Origin of the sequence: Muriventricola aceti (assembly GCF_025567565.1) — a bacterium.
GTDB classification, from domain to species: domain Bacteria; phylum Bacillota; class Clostridia; order Oscillospirales; family Oscillospiraceae; genus Lawsonibacter; species Lawsonibacter aceti.
In genome coordinates this window covers 194964-214527 of sequence record NZ_JAOQKF010000001.1, presented here as the reverse complement: position 1 = coordinate 214527, position 19564 = coordinate 194964, and the positions used below count along the sequence as shown (strand labels likewise).

The following is a 19564-nucleotide window of genomic DNA, read 5'->3' as shown; positions in this document are numbered from 1 at the left end:
GTACATAAAATCAGCCGCAAAGAGCGCCCGACTTGGAATGGCTGGCCTCTCTGCGACAACTGAAAAACATCCCCAAAGTTTTTCATTTTTGTCCGTTTCTATTGTAAAGGCATCTGTCTTTCCTGTCAAGATTTATTCATATTTATGGGCGCGGCTTTTCTGCCGATTTTTTACAGTTCTCTCTGGTGAAAAGGGACGGTTAGAGCCATGTAGGTACTGAAACAGGCCGCCGCTATGGGAAATCTCTTTCTTTTTTTTAAAAAGTATGCTATACTATTTCCTGTATGTGTCTGAGGGGAGATCCCTGACAAAAATGGATTTTCAAGATAAGGATAAAGGAGAGACGTTCCCATGAACGCCAATTATGACGTTGTCATCCTGGGCTGCGGCGAGGCTGGCATCTTTGCCGCCTACGAACTGACCCATCTAGCCCCCGGCCTAAAGGTACTGGCCATAGATCAGGGCAGCGATATCTACCACCGGAGCTGTCCCATCGTGGCCGGTAAGGTGAAGGAGTGCATCCACTGCCCGGTGTGCCACACCATGTGCGGCTTCGGCGGGGCCGGAGCCTTTTCCGACGGGAAGTTCAACTTTACCACCCAGTTTGGGGGCTGGCTCACTGACTTCATGGAGCCTGGCAAGGTGATGGAGCTGATCGACTATGTGGACTCCATCAACGTCCGTCACGGGGCCACTGACCAGGTATTCTCCACCGAGTCCCCAGAGGCCAAGGCTCTGGCCCGTCGGGCCCTGGCCTTTGACCTCCACCTGCTTCAGGCCCGGTGTAAGCACCTGGGCACAGAAAACAATCTGCGCATCCTCACCAATATCTACGAGGGACTGCGGGACAAGCTGGAGTTCTCCTTTAATACCGAGGTGGCCGCCATCGCCCGGGCAGAGGGGGGCTACCGCCTGACTCTGGCCAAGGGGGGCGAGGTGGCCTGCAAATATCTCATCGCCGCCCCGGGCCGATCTGGTGCTGAGTGGTTCTCCAACCAGTGTAAGGACCTGGGGCTGGAGCTGCTCAACAACCAGGTAGACATTGGCGTGCGGGTGGAGCTGCCCGCCACCGTTTTTGAGCACATCACCGACGTGGTGTACGAGTCCAAGCTAGTCTACCGCACCAAGCAGTACGGCGACCAGGTGCGCACCTTCTGCATGAACCCCTACGGCCATGTGGTGGCGGAGAACGTGGAGGGCATTAACACGGTGAACGGCCACTCCTACGCTGACCCGGCCCTCCGGAGTGAGAACACCAACTTTGCCCTGCTGGTCAGCAACCGCTTTACCAAGCCATTCAATGAACCATACCGCTACGGCAAGCACGTGGCCTCCCTGTCCAATATGCTGGCCGGTGGCGTACTGGTCCAGCGGTTCGGGGATCTGGTGGGTGGACGGCGCACCAATGAGCATCGGATGAGCAAGTCCTTTGTCCGGCCCACCCTTACCGCCGCCGTCCCCGGAGATCTGTCCCTGACATTGCCCAAGCGGCAGTTGGACAACATCATTGAGATGATCTATCAGCTGGATAAGATCGCCCCCGGTACTGCCAACTATGACACCCTGCTCTACGGGGCAGAGGTGAAGTTCTACTCCGCCCGCCTGCAGCTCACCGAGGAGTTGGAAACCGCCCTGCCCAACTTCTTTGCCGCGGGTGATGGCGCCGGTGTTACCAGAGGACTAGCTCAGGCCGGTGCCTCTGGTGTGCAGGCGGCCAGAGCTGTCGTAAAACGGATGTAAGGCCGGCCCCCTGGACAGGAAGGCCGCCCGTCCTTCCGGCTACCGTGGCCGGCTCAGGGCGCGGCGGTCTTCCTGCATTTTTGGGTAAGGTGGGCGCCGAGACCCGAGGGATGCCGGTTATTTTTTGGCAGATGTATATGCAGTTTCGCGAAACCGTTATTTTGATTTTCACAGAAGAAAGTATGCCCTGTTTTCAAGGGTTGTCCACATTATCCACAGGGTTTTCCACAACGTGTTATGTTAACTTCTGGGGAGCAGACGATTCATTTTGGTTTCCATAATTATTGTCAAGGGTAAAAATTCGACAAAAAACTTGCCGTCTGTTTTTGCAGGAAGCGGACCGCTTCCTGTCGGCTCGCATACCGAAGGAGGCTTTTATGTGCTACACTGACACTATAGCCGCCATCTCCACTCCTGCTGGCTCCGGAGCCATCGGGGTACTCCGCCTGTCTGGCCCGCAGGCGGTAGAGATTGCGGGAAAGTGCTTCAAACCGCTGGGGCCCAAGGGATTAACGGATCATGCCCCCCGCTGCCTGGTCTATGGAGACCTGCTGGACCTGGAGGGCCGTCCCATCGACCGGGTGCTGTGTACCTACAGCCTGAGCCCAGCCAGCTACACCGGGGAGGATACCGCTGAGTTCCACTGCCATGGGGCGCCTATGGTGCTCTCTCTAGGGCTGGAGGCCCTGTTTGCGCAGGGAGCCCGTCAGGCGGGGCCTGGAGAGTTTACCCGGCGAGCCTTTTTGAACGGCAAGCTGGATCTGGCCCAGGCGGAAGCGGTGGGCGACCTGTTGGAAGCCAGAAGCCGGGAGGGGGCCCGCCATGCGGCCGGACAGCTGGCCGGAGCTCTATCCAAAAGGATCGGGGAGATCTATTCCGCCTTAGTGGACGTGATGGCCCATTTCCACGCGGTACTGGATTACCCGGACGAGGACATAGACCCCTTCCGGCTGGAGGAGCTGAATGGGATTTTGCGGGGTCAGGAGGATGCGCTCCGGACGCTGGCAGGCAGTTACCAGAGGGGGCGCTATCTTCGGGATGGGATCCCCTGTGCCATCGTGGGGCGGCCCAACGCAGGCAAATCTTCCCTGTTGAACGCGCTGGCGGGATATGAGCGGGCCATTGTCACCGATATTCCGGGAACGACCAGGGATACGGTGGAGGAGCGGGTGGAACTGGGCAACGTCACCCTCCGCCTCATTGATACCGCCGGTCTTCGGGACACCGACGACCCCATTGAGCGGATGGGAGTAGAGCGTTCCCGGCAGGCCATAGAGCAGGCGGAGCTCATCCTCCTGATAGTGGACGGGACTGTCCGCCTCACCCCGGAGGACCTGGATCTGATGCGGACCGTTTCAGATACCGGAAAACCTTGGGTACTGGTAGTGTCCAAGAAGGACCTGGCCCGCAATGCCAGCAGCCTGGGGGTGATTGGCGCAAAAGCGCCCCACGCGGTGGCTGTCAGCTCTGCCACTGGTGAGGGCCTTGATGATCTGGCCGCCGCCGTGGAATACCTGTTTCCCCGCGGCAGCGATGCCTCTTATGGCCAGATGCTCACCAACCAGCGGCAGGCCGAGGCGGCTGGTCGGGCCCGGGAGGCGGTAGGCCGGGCCCGAGAGGCCCTGGAGGCGGGGATTACCCCGGACGCCTTGCTTACCGATGTGGAGGAGGCCCTGTCCGCCCTTGGGGAGCTGACCGGCCAATCGGTCCGGGAGGATATCACTGACCGCATCTTTTCCCGGTTTTGCGTGGGAAAATAAGGTATGCCGAAGAGAACGGCGGCCTGTGGATAAGATGATAAAAATAGCTCCGGGACCTGAACAGGTCCCGGAGCTATTTAAATTATTCGGTCCAATAGAGAAGCTTACAGCACACCGATTTCGGTGTAGTACTTCTCAGCGCCGGAATGGAGGGGCAGATCGGCGATATCCTTCACCGCCTCCTCGGGAGTCAGACCCTTCAGATTGGCCTGGGAGTCGCCCAACTTATCAATATTTTCCCAGAAAGTCTTGGTAAGCTGATAGACGGTCTCCTCATCTAGATCGCCCCGGCAGAACATGACCATCTTGATGGCGGAGGTCTGGATGTCTTCGTCCTGGTTGGGATAAGTGCCGGCGGGGATGGTCAAAGGGGCGTACCAGGGGTACTGCTCCTGCAGGGAGGAGATGATGGCGTCGTCGATATTCAGCAGCTTGCAGCCGGAGGAGAGGGCCTGGGACACAGCGGCGGCCGGGGCGCCGGACATAATCCAGGCGCCGTCGATAGTGCCGTTGGCCAGCATATCGGCGGCGGCGGTAAAGTCGATATATTCGGCCTGGATGTCGTCGGGGTAGGTCAGGCCGGCGGCGGTGAAGTGGTTGCGGCACTCACCCTCCACAGAGGAGCCGGCGGCGGCCACAGCGAAGTGCTTGCCGGCCACATCGGCCAGAGAGGTAATGCCGGACTTCTCGGTGACCACCACCTGATTGGGGTTAAAGTACAGGCCGGCGATGACCTTCAGATCGTCATAGGCGTAACCCTCGAAACTGTCGGTGCCGTTGAGGCACTGGTAGCAGTTGCTGGAGATGGCAATGGACACCTGGGCCTCGCCCTCGGATACCAGAGTCAGGTTCTCGATGCCGCCGGCAGAGGCCTGGCTGGAGGCGCTGACATAATCGATCTCAGTATCCCACAGATTGGTGATGGCGGCGCCGACGGCGTATAGGGCGCCGGAGGCGGAGGCAGTGGGGAAATTGATGGTGACCGGGTCATGGGTCCCGGTGGTCTGACTGGAGGTGCCGCCGCTGTTGGCGGAGCTGGTGGAGCTGCCGCTGTCCTTGGAGCCGCAGCCGGCCAGCAGAGAAAGGGTCATAGCGGCGGCCAGGGCAAGAGAGAGGATCTTTTTCATTTCGAATACTCCTTTGCGATGTAATTTCATATGTCCGACACCCTGTGACAGGAGGATGAGGAACAACAGATGGGGTCCAGGACAAGGTTCAGATAGTCTGTGCCGGGGCGTGGCGGCGGGTGAAGAACTGGAAGAGAATGACTGCCGCTAGGATGGCAAAGCCGATGAAGTCGGTGACCGCTCCGGGATAGAGCATCAGGGGGGCCACAGCGATGAGGACGATACGTTCAGGCCAGCTGGACTTGCGGACGAACCAACCCTCCAGTCCGCCCACCAGGGCCACAGTGCCGATGGAGGCGGTGAACATGGCCCACAGGCTGCCAGCGATGGTGGCGGTGGGGTCGGCTCCAATGAGGAGGATGGGGTTATCCAGGAAGAAGAAGGGGATCAGGAAGCCAACCAGGCCCAGGCGGACAGACAGCAGGCCAGTCTTGGTCTGGTTGGAGCCGGCGATGCCGGCGGCCACATAGCTGCTCATGGCCACCGGGGGGGTGATATTGGACAGACAGGCGTAGATAAGGCAGAACATATGGGCGGAGATAGGCAGTACGTTCACGTCGATCAGAACGGGGACGGCCACCGCCTGAACGATGACGTAGGCGGCCACTCCGGGGACGCCCATGCCCAGGATAGTGGACATGATCATGACCAGCAGACCAGTGAGATAGATGCTGCTGTTCTCCACGACGGAGAGGATGAGGTAGCCCATATTCAACCCCAGGCTGGTGAGGGTGACGGTGCCAATGATGACGCCGATGATAACACAGCAGACACCCACGGAAACAGCGCCCTTGGCCCCCTCCACCGTGGCGGCCACGATCTTGGACCAGGTCATCCGGGTGTCCTTCCGCAGCCAGCTGGCGGCGATAGTGGCAAAGATGGCGATGACGGCGGCATATAGAGGGGTGTAACCCATGGCCATCAGGGCGATGAGGACCACCAGGGGAATCACCAGATGCCCCTGTTCCCGGAGTACCTTCATAGCGTCGGGGATGTTCTCCTTGGACAGGCCGGACAGTCCTAGCCGCCTGGCCTCGAAGTGGACGGCAAACAGCAGCCCCAAATAGTATAAAAAGGCGGGGACGATGGCGGCCAGCATGACGGCAGTGTAGCTCAGGTTCAAAAATTCCGCCATGACGAAGCCTACCGCGCCCATAATGGGGGGACAGAACTGACCGCCGGTGGAGGCCACCGCCTCCACGGCGCCGGCAAATTCCTTCTTATATCCCGTCTGCTTCATCAGGGGGATGGTAATGGTGCCGGTAGTGGCCACGTTGGCAATGGCGGAGCCGTTGATCATGCCCATCAGGGCGGAGGCGAGGACCGCCACCTTGGCCGGACCGCCGGCGGTCTGACCCACCAGGGTCAGGGAGAAGTCATTGATAAAGCGGGAGAAGCCGCTGTACTTCAAGAAGGCGCCGAACACCACGAACAGGAAGATGTAAGTGGCGGAAACGCCGATGCCGGTGCCCAATAGTCCCTGGGTCCCCCAGAACTGGGTGGACAGCACCCGCTTCAAAGTAAAGCCGTTGTGGCCCAGCTTACCGGGCAGATACTGGCCAAACCAGTTGTAGGCCAGGAAGATCAGGGCCAGGATGGCCAGATTGCCAGAGGCCCGGCGGGCAGCCTCAAAGGCCAGCACCAGGGCCACACCGGCGATGATCAGCTCAAACTGGTTGATCCGGCCGCCGTTCTGGGCGATGCGCTCATAATTCAAGATGAGATAGCCAAAGGTGAGAACGGTGAGCACGACTAGCGCCAGGTCCCACACCGGAGGCAGCTTCCGCACCCGCCTCTCCCGCTTATAGGTGGGGTAGAGCAGAAAGGTGAAAGCCAGCAGAAAAATACAGTGGAATGCCCGCAGGTTGATGGCGCTCATGACACCAAAGGTGCTGTAATACAGCTGGAACACCGTCCACACACACAGAAGGATGGTGATTGCTGTACCTGCCGGGCCGGAGTAGGAGCGGGTGCGGGATTCTGCCTCCTTTTCCTCCAGCAGCTTCTGGGCCTTGGCTTCCAGCTGTTCCTGATCGTGCTGGGCCATTGGTCGGTTTTCTTCCATTGGAGTTCCTCCCCAAATACTTTATCGCTTAAAAGTGCTGAAGCAACAACGCTACTTGTTGTATCATAGATAGAGCCCTGTGTCAAGTCCTGAAGGAAAGTTTTTGCCCTTACCGGGCCGGGTCCGACAGAAGAGCGGGGGCGGGGTCGGCAGTCCGCTCATTGTCCGGGACAGAGGGGTAGAGCTTGCGCAGCCGGGAGATGCAGAAGATACTGGCTGGGAGTAGGAACAGGTCTGCGGCCAGCCAAGCTGCGGGGGAGGCCAGGCAGGCGGCGGTATAGCCAAAGATGGGGACCAGCAGGGTGGCTACGCCGGTCCGGGCAAACATCTCCAGCACCCCGGCCAGAATGGCGAAGGTGGAGAAGCCCATCCCCTGGATGGAGAAGCGGACAATATTCACAAGGGCCAGGGGAAAGTAGAAAGATACTTGGATCACAGTATACCGGGCGGTCAGTTCCACCAGCAGGGCCAACTGTTCCTCACTGGGGTCCAGGAAGAGCATGGCACACTGAGGGGCGAAGGCCAGCATGGCGCACAGCACCAGGAGGGACCAGCCCAGCCCCAGCGCCGTGCAGGAGCGGATGCCCCGGCCCAGCCGGTCCAGCTTGCAGGCTCCCACGTTCTGTCCGCAGTATGTGGCCATAGTGGCTCCCATGGCGTCGAAGGGACAGGCCAGCAGCTGAAAAAGCTTGGCTCCGGCCGCTACGGCGGCCACATAGAGACTGCCCAGAGCGTTGACGGAGGACTGGAGGATAATGGAGCCGATGGCGGTGATGGAGTATTGCAGGCCCATGGGAATTCCCATGGCGCACAGCACCCGGCAGGAGTGGACGTCCAGCCGCCGTTCCTCCCGACTCATGCGGAGGATGGGATATTTTTTGGCCATGTAGCATAGGCAAGCTACACCAGAGATCCCCTGGGATACCACCGTGGCGATGGCTGCCCCCGCCACCCCAGCGTCGAACCACAGGATAAGGGCGAAGTCCAGGAAAATATTGAGAAAGGAGGACAGCGCCAGAAAGACCACCGGCGTCTTGCTGTCTCCCAGGGAGCGGAGGATGCCGGCCAGCAGATTGTAGAGAATGGTGGCGGGGATGCCCATAAAGATGATAAAGATATAGGTGTAGGCGTTGTCAAAGATGTCCGCCGGAGTCCGCATGACGGTCAGGATCGTGCGGCAGAGCAGACCAGTGGCCGTGGTGAGCAACAGGGAGAAAAGGGCGGCGAGATAGGCGGAGTTGGCCACATAGCGCCTCATCTTGGAGGGCTCGTTGGCCCCCATCCGCTGGGCCACCGGGATGGCAAAGCCGCCGCACAGCCCCATACAGAAGCCGATGACAAAAAAGTTGATGGAGCCGGTAGAGCCCACCGCCGCCAGGGCGGAAGCCCCCAACAGCTTGCCCACGATCATGGTATCCACCATATTATAAAGCTGCTGGAACAGCATCCCCAGCAGAGTGGGAAGGGCGAATCGGACGATTAGTCCCATGGGACTGCCTTGGGTCAGGTCCTTAGTCATGCACATACCTCCAAACAGGAGCCAAAATAATCATCCGTATTATAGTCACCTGTTCCCGGCCTGCATAGAGCTTTTTTATACAATCTTTATGGCTAGAGAGCCAACTGTTTTGCATTAAAACGCAAAGAATGCCTCGGCCGGCGGCCCATGAGGGAAATGGAGGCCCCTCTCGACTGGGGAAAGGCAGAAAGGCCCGCCCATGGATATCCATGGGCGGGCCACAAACTATCAAAAAAACCTCACAGAGTTTCGTGCCCACAGGTGCGAAAGAATAAAAGCGTACCTCACCCCGTAAGTGTGGAATATGCCCATTTACAGCGGATACATCGTCAGTGGATCGCCTCTTTCTTGTACAGCCTCAGGCCTGTTTTGCCATCCGGCGGCAGGCCAGAGCGGTAGCCAGGAAGTAGCCCCCGTACACAGCTAGCAGGACCAGGGCGGTGACGGCGCTGCTGGCGGCGCTGTCCACCTTCCCGGCGGTGGAGATGAGCTCGTTGGCTGCTCTCATTCCAACGGCGGAATGGATCAGGGCCAGCCCGAGGGGGAGCAGGAAGGCCAGGGCCACCTGCTGGGTGGCTGATCGGGCCACCAGCCGTTCCTCGGCCCCCAGCCGGCGGAGGATGGCATACCGGCCGGTATTGTCCGCCCCCTGACTCAGCTGCTGGAGGGCCAGCACAGCCGCCGCTGCCAGCAGGAACGTAAAGCCCAGGTACAGCCCCAGGAACAGGGCCAGGATCTTGTTGCCCATGGCCTCTTGATAGATGATCAGCCGACTGTTGATGGACAAGTACCAGTTTTCCTCCTGGAACTGGCGCAAGGCGGCCATGACCTCCGCCTCCGTTTCCTCCGGGTTTCCGGCGTAATCCGCTGACCAGACCTGACGGCGTATTTTGAGTTCGGACGCCATCTCATCCGGAATAATGAGATAGCTTAACCCCAGATTCCCGGTGGTCAGCGTCACGTCGCTGCCCTCCTGGAGATGGGGCAGGGGGCCGCTGCACCCCGGTTCTCCCTGGCGGGCCAGCAGGGCGTTATAGTCGGACAGCCGGACGGCGGCGCTGGCCTCCTCAATGCCGGTGACGGAGGCGTCATTATAATAAAAAATGGTGTCCTGCTGCCAGGAAAGGGCGGAGGAGTTTACCCCGTGTTCTTCCAGCAGGGCGTCAAAGTCCATAGGCCCCAAGGCGTCGGCGTTCCGGTTCTGGACAGTGATATCGAAGGGGGACTGATAGCCGGTCATGGATTCGATGGTGCTGTTCAGTCCGACCGAGCTGGCGGTGATGCCGATGGCCAGCAGGAGGAGAATACACACCACGGTCTGGGCCAGATAAGTGGAATGGACCTTGCTGATCCACTGGCGCAGGGTAAACAGATTGAGATTTTTGTAGTAGAGCCGGGGCCGCCCCTGGACAAATTTCAACACAAAGCCGGACAGGGAGCGGAAAATGAGCAGGGTGCCCAGGGTACCAAGAGTCAGCATGGGGACGCAGATGGGCAGAACGGCTACGGCGATGGCCATGCCGAAGGTAAGCAGGATGGCATAGGCGGCGGCCAAAAATACAACGCCCAGCAGAAATTGGAACACGGCCACTCCCAGGGGGCGGGGCTTTAGCACTTCGTTTTTTCTCTCCCCCTGCATCAGGTCGATGAGCTTGGCCCGAGATACCTGCACACCGCTGAAGAGCATCACCAGCAGAAAGATGAGCCCAAAGTATAGGACGGTCTTGACCGCGGCCCCTGGGGAGAAGGTGATGGCCAGCAGGTCGGACACATCCATCTCGAACATGGACAGGGTGAGGGCAGACATCCCGTAGGAGGCGGCCACTCCAAGACCCAGCCCGGCGGCTAGGGAGAGGAGCCCGACAACTCCGGTCTCCAGAAAGAGCAGTCTTGAAACCTGCCCTTGGGACAGGCCCAGCAGGAGATAGGTGCCCAGCTCCCGCTTCCGCCTCCGGAGGAGGAAGCGGTTGGCATATAGGATCAGGCAGGCCAGCACCACCGCCACAAAGACGGAAAAGATGTCGATCAGCATGAGGATGGGTTCCACCATGGGATTTTGATTTTGGGCCAGATAGACCATGGCCCCCTGCCCGTCGATGGAATTAAAGGTATAGAACAGGCACACGCCGAAGGTGAGGGTCAGCAGATAGACCCCATAATCCCGGAAGGACCGGCGCACATTCCGAAGGGCCAGCTTAGAGAACATCGGCCATCTCTCCTCCCATTTCAGACACCACACGGATGATTTTCTGGAAGAAGGCGCGCCGGTCCTCCCCTCCGCGGCGGAGCTCCAGGAAAATCTGCCCGTCCCGGAGAAAGACCACCCGGCGGCAGCAGCTGGCGGTGAAGGCGTCGTGGGTAACCATCAGGATGGTGGCTCCCATCTCCCGGTTCAAGTGTTCCAGCCGGTCCAGCAGGAGCTTGGCCGACTTGGAGTCCAGGGCCCCTGTGGGCTCGTCGGCCAGCACCAGGGCCGGCCGGGTGACCATGGCCCGGGCGGCGGCGCACCGCTGCTGCTGGCCGCCGGACATCTGATAGGGGTACTTGTTCAGACAGTCGGAGATACCCAGCAGTCCGGCCATCTCCTTCACCCGGCCGTCGATCTCCTGGGCGGGGGCCTTGACGATGGACAGCGCCAGGGCGATGTTCTCCCCGGCGGTCAGGGTGTCCAGCAGATTGCAGTCCTGAAAGATGAAGCCCAGCCGCTCCCGGCGGAACCGGGCCAGCTCCTTGCCCCGCAGGGCGGTGAGCTCCCGGCCGTCGATAACGATGGAGCCGGCGGTGGGCCGGTCGATGGTGGACACGCAGTTGAGCAGGGTAGTCTTGCCCGAGCCAGAGGGGCCCATGACCCCCACGAACTCCCCCGCTTCCAGAGACAGGGACACCCCGTCCAGCGCGCGGGTGGTGGCCGCCCCTTTGCCATAGACCCGCCGAAGGTCTGTTACTGTTAAAATCTCTGCCATGATGTTCCTCCTTGTCATACTGTAAGCGCGGACAAAGCTGGCCCGCGGAGTAAACCCTATCGTCCGGGAGCCAGATAGGAAAAGGGAATGGGGGAAGCGGAGCTTGCCCCAGGCCCTCCACCCTGATAGGACACATCCTGGAGATAGGCTGCCAGCAGAGCCAGCACCAATACAGCCGCGCACAGTCCCGTCTTGATATGGTTCGTCATCGTATATCCGCTCCCTTCGGGGGATTACCCCTAAAACTGTATCAAATCATATCATACAGTTTTGACGATTACTCTAAAGGAATTATGAGGATTTCATTAAAATTGTTTTAAAACTTTCAATAAGAAAACGCCCCGGAAAACCGGGGCGCCAGGATAAGGAGGAAAAGAATGAGAGCAAAGAAAATTGGTTGCGCCGGTGTCATACCGACAGATGGAATGCCTCCATCCAGCGGTTGAGCTGAACCAGATAGGCCATGACATGGGCCTTCGGGATGGAGGAGCCCACGGGAGCGCCGCCATCCTCCATAAGGAGGCGGCGCAGGGCCCGCTCCTCTACCAGAGGGCGGATCGGGGCGTTGGTGTCGTCCAGGAGACGGGCCAGCCTGGCCCGAACCAGTTGCCCATACAGGGATTCTGCGGCAGGGATGCGGGGGAGAGCGGCCTGGTCCCGGACTGCCTGGGGGAGAAGGTCCTCTGTCCCGTCCCGCAGCAGCTGAAGGGGTCTGCCGTTGGCCGTCTTCATGGACCAGGGGATGTTCCAGGCGTACTCCACTAAAAGGTGGTCGCACAGAGGGGAGCGGAGGTCTAGGCCGGAGGCCCGGCCCAAACGCTCGTTGCGGGCCAGCAGGGCGGGAAGGAGCCAGTTGAAGGCCAGCCAGCTCTCCCGGCGGCGCTGTGTCTCTCGAGGACTCTCACCATCCAGTGTGGGACAGCGATCTAGGAGCCGGGACAGGTGGTCCCTGCCGTGTTCCTCCACTCCAGAGGAGTGCCACAGACCGGGATCAAAGATCTGCCTGCCTAGGGGCAGGGCGGTGGACCGGGGGAGGGGGAGAAAAGTCCCGCCTTCCCCCTCCGGCCAGAGGGAGCCGCCCAGAATACAGCCGCCCCCAGTCCCTGTGAGGACCGTGTGACAGGTCCCGGAGACCTGGAGGCAGAGAAAGAACAGTCCGGCGTCCGACAGGGCCATGGCGGGAAACTCCAGAATCTCCCCTTCCTCCTCCATACAATTGACCAAGGAGGGCAGGGGACACTCCAGAGCGCGGTGCCGGGTATGAAAGGCATCGGCCACCTGTCGGACGGAGGATTCCCCGTTCCGCTGAAGGGACCAGGTGTCCAATGGCGGCCGCCCATCCTCAGTATACGCCAGGGCGGCGGCCGCGGTTACAAATGAGGAGGAAAGACTGCCCGACAAAAAAGAGCCCAGTGCAGGCGGGCCGGCCAGCTCCCGGCGGACAGCCTCGTCGGCCAGCTGGCGGACCCTGGCGGCGGTGGTGGGGTAGTCGTCGGGGTGCGGACGGCTTTCCAGCGCCCAATAGGGGTGGACACTGACCCCGTCCGGGGAAAAGATCAGCAGGGAGGCGGGGGGCAGCAGATGGATACCCTCAAACATTTCAATGCCGGGCGGTGGGACTGGAGCCAGGCTCAGAAGCTGCCGTAGGCCGTCCTGACTCAGCCGAGGGGCCAGACCGGGGAAACAGAACAGGGCCCGCTGCTGGGAAGCAAAGAGAAAGGTGCCGTCCACCCAGGTCCAGAACAGAGACCGTCCTCCCAGCCGGTCCCGGCAGCAGAGGAGCCGCCTGGAGCCCCCGTCCCAGAAGGCGTAGGCAAAGGAGCCCCGCAGCCGTCTGGGCGTCTCTACTCCCCAGAGGATACAGGCGGCAAGCAGAGTTTCCGTATCATCGTGGGAGTCAAGGGGAAAACCGGCTTCCGCCAGCTCCCGGCGAAGCTCCGGGCCGTTGGTCAGGGCCCCATCCCATACAAGGGCGTACTCCGCCCCCTCCCAACCCCGGACCATGGGCTGACGGGCCTGGGGCGCCAGACCCGCCGGCCGGCGGTGGACCAGCACACAGTGCCGGCTCTGCCATAGGCCGCGCTCCACAGGCTGAGGGCAGGTCAGCCCCTCTCCCATCTGATGGGCCTCTTCCCGGCGGGCCAAAGTGCCGCCGTCACGAAAAAAGTCGCAGGATCCACAGATACCAGACATAAGTACATACGCTCCTTTATGGGATCAATTTGGAGTGTCCGCCCGGAGCCGGTCCGGCGGCGGAGGCTGGCTGCCCCGCAGAGAGTGGGAGGGGGCCTGCCATCTCCATTCTATTCCGCCGCCGGGAGAGGGCTCACAGCAGCAACAGCCACACCGTCCAGCCCAGAGAGGCCAGAAGGGCCCCCGCCGCTCCCCAGACGGGACCGGGCAGCCGCTCCAGCCGCCGGTTCCAGGCCCGACCCTGCTTGAGATAGCCATCCGCCGCCTGACGGGCCTCCTTCAAGACCCGGTCGGCGCTGACGCCCTCCCGGGCCAGAGCCTCCTCCTTGACAATAAAAATGGCCTCCTCAAAGAGCCGGGGGTCCGGGGACTTGACCAGGATGACCTGGCGGGTGATGCCCTTGACCATATCTGCCACATCCTTTCCGGGGATCCACATTCCCAATCATGGAACTAGTGTGTCCACTTTTTGGCCGGTATATTCTTCCTTGTCCCACCCGTAGACTAGGCGTGGAGGAAAAGGGGGGACGTTGTGAAGGAAAAGCAGTGGCAGCGGCTGGCAGGGCTGGCTCTGATTTATGTGGTAAATGTGGTCCTGATCTGGCTTGCCCAGAAGCTGTGAAAGAAAGAGGGGGAGCGGTCAGCTCAGGAGCAGCTCCAGCTCCTCAATGGTCAGGCCGGGCTGGAGGGCCAGATCGATGGCGTAGCCGATGATTTTGGACAGGTCGCCCACCTGACTGTCGATGTCCTTGGGGGTGACCAGCAGGTCCCGGCCTTCCCCAAGATCGGGCAGTTCTTCCACGCCCATCAGATCGGCAGCGAGGGTGGCGGCGTCCACCACCGTGGGAACCCCGATGGCGATAACGGGCACGCCTAGGGACTTCCGGTCCAGCCCCATCCGGTGGTTGCCCACCCCGGAGCCAGGGGTGATGCCGGTATCCGTCAGCTGCACGGTCCGGCACAGCCGGTGGAGGGAGCGGGAGGCCAGAGCATCCACGGCGATGACACAGTGGGGACATATCTTTTCACACAGGGACTGGATCAGCTCGCCGCTTTCCACCCCCGTGGTCCCCATGACCTCTGCCGCCAGGGAGGCCACAGGCCGGAAGGCGCCAAACGTCTCCGGCATCTGGCGGACCAGGTGCCGGGTTACCAGAGTGTAGTTGTGGACCTTGGGGCCGATGGCGTCCGGGGTGATGGCCCGGTTGCCCAGCCCGGCCACCAGCACCAGCCCCTGGGGAGGAATATCCTTCAGCAGCAGGGAGAGCTCGGCGGCCAGAGCCTGTATCGAGCGGGCGAAGATGTCCCCCTCCCGGCTGGCCAACCCCTCCAGAGTGAGAGTCACATAGCGGCCCTTGGGCTTGCCAAGGGCCTTTTCCCCCTCCTGGTCCAGAATGTCCACTGTGGTGACAGGCAGGCCCTCCCGTTCTCCATCCCTAGCCTCCACCCCAGGCAGCTTGGTGGTCTCTCCGGCGCTCTCTTGCCACAGCTCTCTGGCTTCCAGGGCCAGGTCGGTCCGGCGCATAGTCATGACCATCCCTCCTTCACGCTATATCTTGTGCGGATGATTTCTTTGCGCCCCTAGTCTTTGCGGCACATTCCGTTCTATCCAAAAAATCTGGAAAAAATGAAAAAAACAGTTGATTTTTTCAAAAACCGATGGTACAATACATATCTGCACAGGCGTACTGTGCTCAAATCAACGATAAGATCGGAGGAGGTGTTTGGTTTGCCGAATATCAAGTCTGCCAAGAAGCGTGTGCTGGTCAATCAGGCCAAGGCCGCGCAGAACAAGGCCGCGAAGTCCGCGCTGAAGACCGAACTGAAGAAGTTTGACGCCGCTGTGGCGGAAGGCAACCGCAGCGAGGCCGATGTCGCCTATAAGGTGGCCGTCAAGGCTGTGGACAAGGCCGCTGCCAAGGGGCTGCTGCATAAGAACAACGCTGCCAACAAGAAGAGCAGCATGACCATCAAGCTGAACAAGCTGGCCTAAGGGCCGATGTGGGGAAAGCCGTCTGTACTGACAGACGGCTTTTTTCGTATCTGAATCAAAACACGGGGACGAAAGTTCGTCCCCGTGCCGAGAGCAGTATTTTATTCACCGCGCGAGAGGAAAAATGACTGTGGCGGTGAACAGGTCCGCCTCTGTGGTGATTTCCAGCACACCGCCGCAGGCCTGGGTGAAGGAGTCCGCAATGGACAGCCCCAGACCGGAGCCGCCGTCGGTCCGGCTCTCATCCCCCCGGACAAAGCGGGCGGTGTAGTCCACTCCCGGCCTTAGCTCGGCGGCGGAGGTGTTCTGCACGATGGCCCGGGCCTGTTCCCCCTCCACGGTCAGGGTCAGATAGACCCGGGAGCCGGGCAGGGAGTATGCTAGGGCATTGGACAGCAGATTTTGGAAGACCCGGTACAGCCTGTCGCTGTCCGCCGTGATGGGGATACCCTCATCCGGGATGGAGGGCCGCAGGGCCAGACCGCTGTTCTGAATCGCCTGGTCCATGTCCGCCAAGGTCTGTCGAAGCAGCCGGCCCAGGTCCAGCCGCTCCAGTTTTACCGGAAGCTGACCGGTAGCGGCCTTGCTTACCTCGAATACATCCTGAACCATAGCCCGCAGCCGATGGGCCTTTTCCTCCAAAATAGCCACATATTCGCTGGCCGGGGGATTCAGGGGCTCCTGGGCCAGCAGCTCGGTGTAGCTCAGGATGGAGGTCAGGGGGGTCTTTAGATCGTGGGATACGTTGGTGACCAGCTCTACCTTCATCCGCTCGCTGCGGGTGCGCTCCTCCACCGCTTGGTGGAGGCCCTGCTGGATGTGATTCAGGTCGTCGGCCAACTGATAAAGGCCGTGATCCGGGGGCAGATCCAAAGGCCGGTCCATTTCTCCCGCCCGGAGCCGGGCGGTGTGGTTGGCCAGGGCCCCCAGGTCAGTCCAGATATTCTTCTGTCGCCCCAGGGCCCATACCAACAAGAGCAGTGCCGACATACAAGGTCCTAGCACTAGGAAATACCACCACAGGGGATCGGGCCAGCCCTCATTTGACACAATAACTAAAAAGAGATAGCCCGCCACCAGTCCCAGCGCTCCGAAGGTCAGCCCCGTCAGCCCAGCCAATCGGCTCATTTGCTTCTGGATAGGACGACTTAGCTCCCGAGCGGCCAGCATTCCCAGCACGCCGTGCCGCCAGGGCTTTTTGTTATACCGCCAGTCGTTGATGATGAGCAGGTATAGTCCCCAGAGCACCGCCAGCAGGCCGGGAGCGTGGTCTGCCAGCTGGGGCAGATACTCCCGCAGCAGCCAGCCGTGGTTCTCCGACAGAGTGGTCACCGCCGTACCGATGCCAATGGCCTGCTCAAAGGAGTAGTCGTATTCGTAAACGGGTTCGACAGAGGCCCACTCTCCCGTTTCGGGGTCATAGGTAGCGGCGGAGGTGGAGCCAGAAGCAGTGCTTTGGGGCGTGTCGCTGTACACCAGATCCTGCCATACATCCCCCAGATACTGCGTCCGGGGCATACAGAAAAACACCAGCAGGAAAGCCAGGACGAGCTTCGCCTCAAACCATATCCTTCCCGTCCCACGGGCCAGAAGTCGGTCGGCCCGCTGTTTGTCCTTCCGCAGAAGGATATACACCAGGAACAGCGCCCCTCCCACACCCATGCAGGCGGCGTGGGCGAGGATCGTTTCTCGATAGATCTGTAAATTTTGCTTTAAATAATACAGCTCGTTATACTCTTTTGCCCCGGAATTGCCATAGTCCCCCCTAATAAAGATATGCGGCTCGTCGATGACCGCCATGGTTACCCTGACTTTGCTCCCTGCCTCATCTATGGTAAAGTTTTTGTAGCCGGGGACATACCACTGATAGGGCTCGTCAATGTTCTGATAGCGGTAGTAGCCATCACCATAGATGTCCAGCTCGACACCGTCCCGCCAGGCCCGGACCTTCGCTCCGTCGAACTGGAGCAGGAATCCATAGCCATCGGGGAGCTGTGCCGCCGTTGTAGAGGAGGTCAAAGTGTCACTATTGCTGTAAAGTTCTTTTCCTTCTCGCTCAACGCGGTAGAGGATGTTCAAGTCTTCCTTCATGACGTTGTGAAGAGAGCGGACCTTTGTATCCCGTAACCCCCAGTCGCCCCCGTCATAGCCATTGATATCCCCAAAGACATCGCCTCCGGCGCCCATAGTGATCAGCTGCACCAACCGGGCGCTGATAAAGCCCTGAAACTCTGTGGTATCCCGCCAGTCGGCTTGGAAGCTGTCGGAGATCCACCGGCGGCTGCCAGAGGAGGTCAGCGCCGTGCCAAAGTACAGGGCCCCCTCCAGAAGCATGGAGATTCCCAGCAGGAAGGCCAAAAACCCGGCAGCCGCTCTACTTTTTTTCCATTTTGTATCCAATGCCCCACACCACCTTCAAATAGTCTGGTTCCCGAGGATTCAGCTCAATTTTCTCCCGAATGCGGCGGATATGGACCATTACCGTGTTGTCGGAGGCGAACGCGTCTTCCCCCCAAACCCGGCGGTAGATCTCCTCCGCTGGAAAGACCCGGCCCAGGTTCCGCATCAGCAGGTCCACGATGCCTGTTTCGGTGGCGGTGAGACGTACCTCATCCCCATCCGCCGTCAGGGCGCGGCGGTCCGGGTCATAAACCAGCCGGCCATTGACGATGGCCCCAGCGGGGGCGGCATTCACATCCCCCAGCCGGGTATACCGCCGAAGCTGACTGCGGACACGGGCCACTAACTCCTGGATGCCGAAGGGCTTGGTCATATAGTCGTCCGCCCCCATGGACAGGCCAAGCACCTTGTCGCTCTCCTCACTCTTGGCGGACAGGAGAATGACGGGCAGGTTCCGGCGCTCCCGGATGCGGAGGACGGCGGACAGGCCGTCCAGCCTGGGCATCATCACATCCATCAGAATGAGCCGCAGGTCCGGGTCCAGGGCCTTGTCCAGCGCCTCCATGCCGTCGTAGGCCCGAAGCACCCGGTAGCCCTCCTTCTCCAGGGCGGCGGTGATGGCCCCCACGATCTCCCGGTCGTCGTCCACCACCAGGATAGCCGCTTGTTCAGCCATGAAAACAGCTCCTTCCTCGGTCACTGGATACAGGATAACAGAGATCCCTTACAGATTTCAGCGGATATCTCTTACAAATCTCTTACAGTTTACGACGGATACCCCAATTCATCAAGGGGATTTTCCCAGACAGGCCGGGGGATCAGAGGGAAGAAAGACCTCGCCCCCGAAAACATACTTTTTTTGACAGGCGGGACCAGTACAATGGTCTGAGAAGGAGGGACCTCCTATGGTGAAAAAGCTGATAACATTTCCGCCCGTGGCCCTTGCTCTGGAGATGGCCCACACCTACATCCGGGTGGGTGTGGCCCGGTCGGCGGCGGCCCTGTCCTATTTTTTGATTTTGACTCTGTTTCCCATGCTGTTGTGTGTCAACTACTTCATTGGGCTGTTCCATCTAGACTTGGAGCAGCTCCTGACCGCCCTGGACCAGCTGCTCCCCGCCCAGGCTCTGGCCATTATGGAGGACTATCTGGCTTACGCGGCGGACATCCAGTCCCCAGCCCTGTTGGCCGCCGGACTGTTTACCATCCTGGTTTCAGCTTCCGCCGGCATCCGTACCCTGTTTCTGACCATGGACGAGCTGTACCAGGTCAGGCGGAACAACGGCCCGGCCCGGTTTCTTCTCAGCCTGGGGCTGTCTCTGCTCTTTCTGCTGACCATCTACCTGTCCGTGGTGGTAATCTTCACCGGGGACTGGTTCTTTGGCCTGCTTCAGACCCATCTGCCCCCCAGAGTGGTGGAGCTGATCCCGCTGCAGGCGCTGTCCGGGCTGTGGCGATGGACCCGCTATCTGTTGCTCTTCTTCTTTTTCCTGCTGCTGGTGCTGGTGATCTATCGGGTAGGGACGCCTAGAGACCGGGCCGGGCGTCGGATCGTGCGGGGAGCCGCCCTGCTGGCCTCCCTGGCCATGGTGGCCTGCTCCGTCCTCTTCTCTTGGTTTATCGGCCTGTCTTCTCGGTATACCTTGGTGTACGGCTCCTTGGCCTCGCTGATTATCCTGCTGGTATGGCTGTATTTCTGCGGAAATATCCTGCTTTTGGGGGCAATCTTCGGCCAGGTTGCGGCCCGGAGGGGAGAGAGGAGGCGGCAGGGCCCGCCCGCGTGAGATGCGGGCCGCCCTATCCC

The 19564-nt window shown here is 60.4% G+C and carries 15 protein-coding genes; 4 read left to right on the top strand and 11 right to left on the bottom strand.

Annotated elements, in window-relative coordinates:
• Positions 1 to 351 precede the first annotated feature (351 nt).
• Positions 352 to 1740, top strand: a complete 1389-nt coding sequence (locus OCV64_RS01150; RefSeq protein WP_147572823.1) for an NAD(P)/FAD-dependent oxidoreductase — start codon at positions 352 to 354, stop codon at positions 1738 to 1740.
• A 377-nt stretch (positions 1741 to 2117) separates the two neighbouring features.
• Positions 2118 to 3500 (top strand): tRNA uridine-5-carboxymethylaminomethyl(34) synthesis GTPase MnmE, encoded by a 1383-nt coding sequence (gene mnmE, locus OCV64_RS01145; protein ID WP_147572821.1) that lies wholly within the window; start codon positions 2118 to 2120, stop codon positions 3498 to 3500.
• A gap of 104 nt (positions 3501 to 3604) precedes the next feature.
• Here the strand turns inward: mnmE and OCV64_RS01140 are convergent, their stop codons facing one another.
• The 9 genes from OCV64_RS01140 to gpr form a co-directional block, all read right to left on the bottom strand.
• On the bottom strand, positions 3605 to 4627 hold the full coding sequence (locus tag OCV64_RS01140; RefSeq protein ID WP_262669033.1) for a TAXI family TRAP transporter solute-binding subunit: 1023 nt from the start codon (positions 4625 to 4627) through the stop codon (positions 3605 to 3607).
• An 88-nt stretch (positions 4628 to 4715) separates the two neighbouring features.
• Positions 4716 to 6692, bottom strand: coding sequence for a TRAP transporter permease (locus tag OCV64_RS01135; protein WP_262669032.1), 1977 nt, complete (start codon positions 6690 to 6692; stop codon positions 4716 to 4718).
• Positions 6693 to 6801: 109 nt separating this feature from the next.
• Entirely contained in the window at positions 6802 to 8211 is a 1410-nt protein-coding gene (locus OCV64_RS01130; protein ID WP_240288710.1) for an MATE family efflux transporter, read from the bottom strand.
• 358 nt (positions 8212 to 8569) lie between these two features.
• On the bottom strand, positions 8570 to 10417 hold the full coding sequence (locus OCV64_RS01125; protein WP_262669031.1) for an FtsX-like permease family protein: 1848 nt from the start codon (positions 10415 to 10417) through the stop codon (positions 8570 to 8572).
• Entirely contained in the window at positions 10407 to 11174 is a 768-nt protein-coding gene (locus OCV64_RS01120) for an ABC transporter ATP-binding protein (protein WP_262669030.1), read from the bottom strand. The genes OCV64_RS01125 and OCV64_RS01120 overlap by 11 nt, the downstream gene beginning before the upstream one ends.
• A gap of 56 nt (positions 11175 to 11230) precedes the next feature.
• On the bottom strand, positions 11231 to 11383 hold the full coding sequence (locus tag OCV64_RS01115) for a hypothetical protein (RefSeq protein WP_186852355.1): 153 nt from the start codon (positions 11381 to 11383) through the stop codon (positions 11231 to 11233).
• A 199-nt stretch (positions 11384 to 11582) separates the two neighbouring features.
• Positions 11583 to 13367, bottom strand: a complete 1785-nt coding sequence (locus OCV64_RS01110; protein WP_262669027.1) for an asparagine synthetase B family protein — start codon at positions 13365 to 13367, stop codon at positions 11583 to 11585.
• 133 nt (positions 13368 to 13500) lie between these two features.
• Positions 13501 to 13776, bottom strand: a complete 276-nt coding sequence (locus tag OCV64_RS01105) for a translation initiation factor 2 (protein ID WP_147573036.1) — start codon at positions 13774 to 13776, stop codon at positions 13501 to 13503.
• 231 nt (positions 13777 to 14007) lie between these two features.
• Positions 14008 to 14898: a GPR endopeptidase gene (gene gpr, locus OCV64_RS01100; RefSeq protein ID WP_147572798.1), complete on the bottom strand. Its 891-nt coding sequence runs from the start codon at positions 14896 to 14898 to the stop codon at positions 14008 to 14010.
• Positions 14899 to 15096: 198 nt separating this feature from the next.
• On the opposite strand from gpr, the gene rpsT reads away from it, so the two are divergent.
• Complete coding sequence (rpsT, locus tag OCV64_RS01095) at positions 15097 to 15360, top strand: 30S ribosomal protein S20 (RefSeq protein WP_147572797.1); 264 nt, start codon at positions 15097 to 15099, stop codon at positions 15358 to 15360.
• 105 nt (positions 15361 to 15465) lie between these two features.
• Here the strand turns inward: rpsT and OCV64_RS01090 are convergent, their stop codons facing one another.
• Entirely contained in the window at positions 15466 to 17760 is a 2295-nt protein-coding gene (locus tag OCV64_RS01090; RefSeq protein WP_262669026.1) for a sensor histidine kinase, read from the bottom strand.
• The gene (locus OCV64_RS01085) at positions 17735 to 18436 is read right to left on the bottom strand and encodes a response regulator transcription factor (protein ID WP_186852351.1); all 702 of its coding nucleotides are present in this window, start codon (positions 18434 to 18436) and stop codon (positions 17735 to 17737) included. The genes OCV64_RS01090 and OCV64_RS01085 overlap by 26 nt, the downstream gene beginning before the upstream one ends.
• Before the next feature lie 229 nt (positions 18437 to 18665).
• Here OCV64_RS01085 and OCV64_RS01080 point away from each other — a divergent pair, with 229 nt between their 5' ends.
• Positions 18666 to 19544, top strand: coding sequence for a YihY/virulence factor BrkB family protein (locus tag OCV64_RS01080; RefSeq protein WP_207721904.1), 879 nt, complete (start codon positions 18666 to 18668; stop codon positions 19542 to 19544).
• The last annotated feature ends 20 nt before the right edge of the window (positions 19545 to 19564 follow it).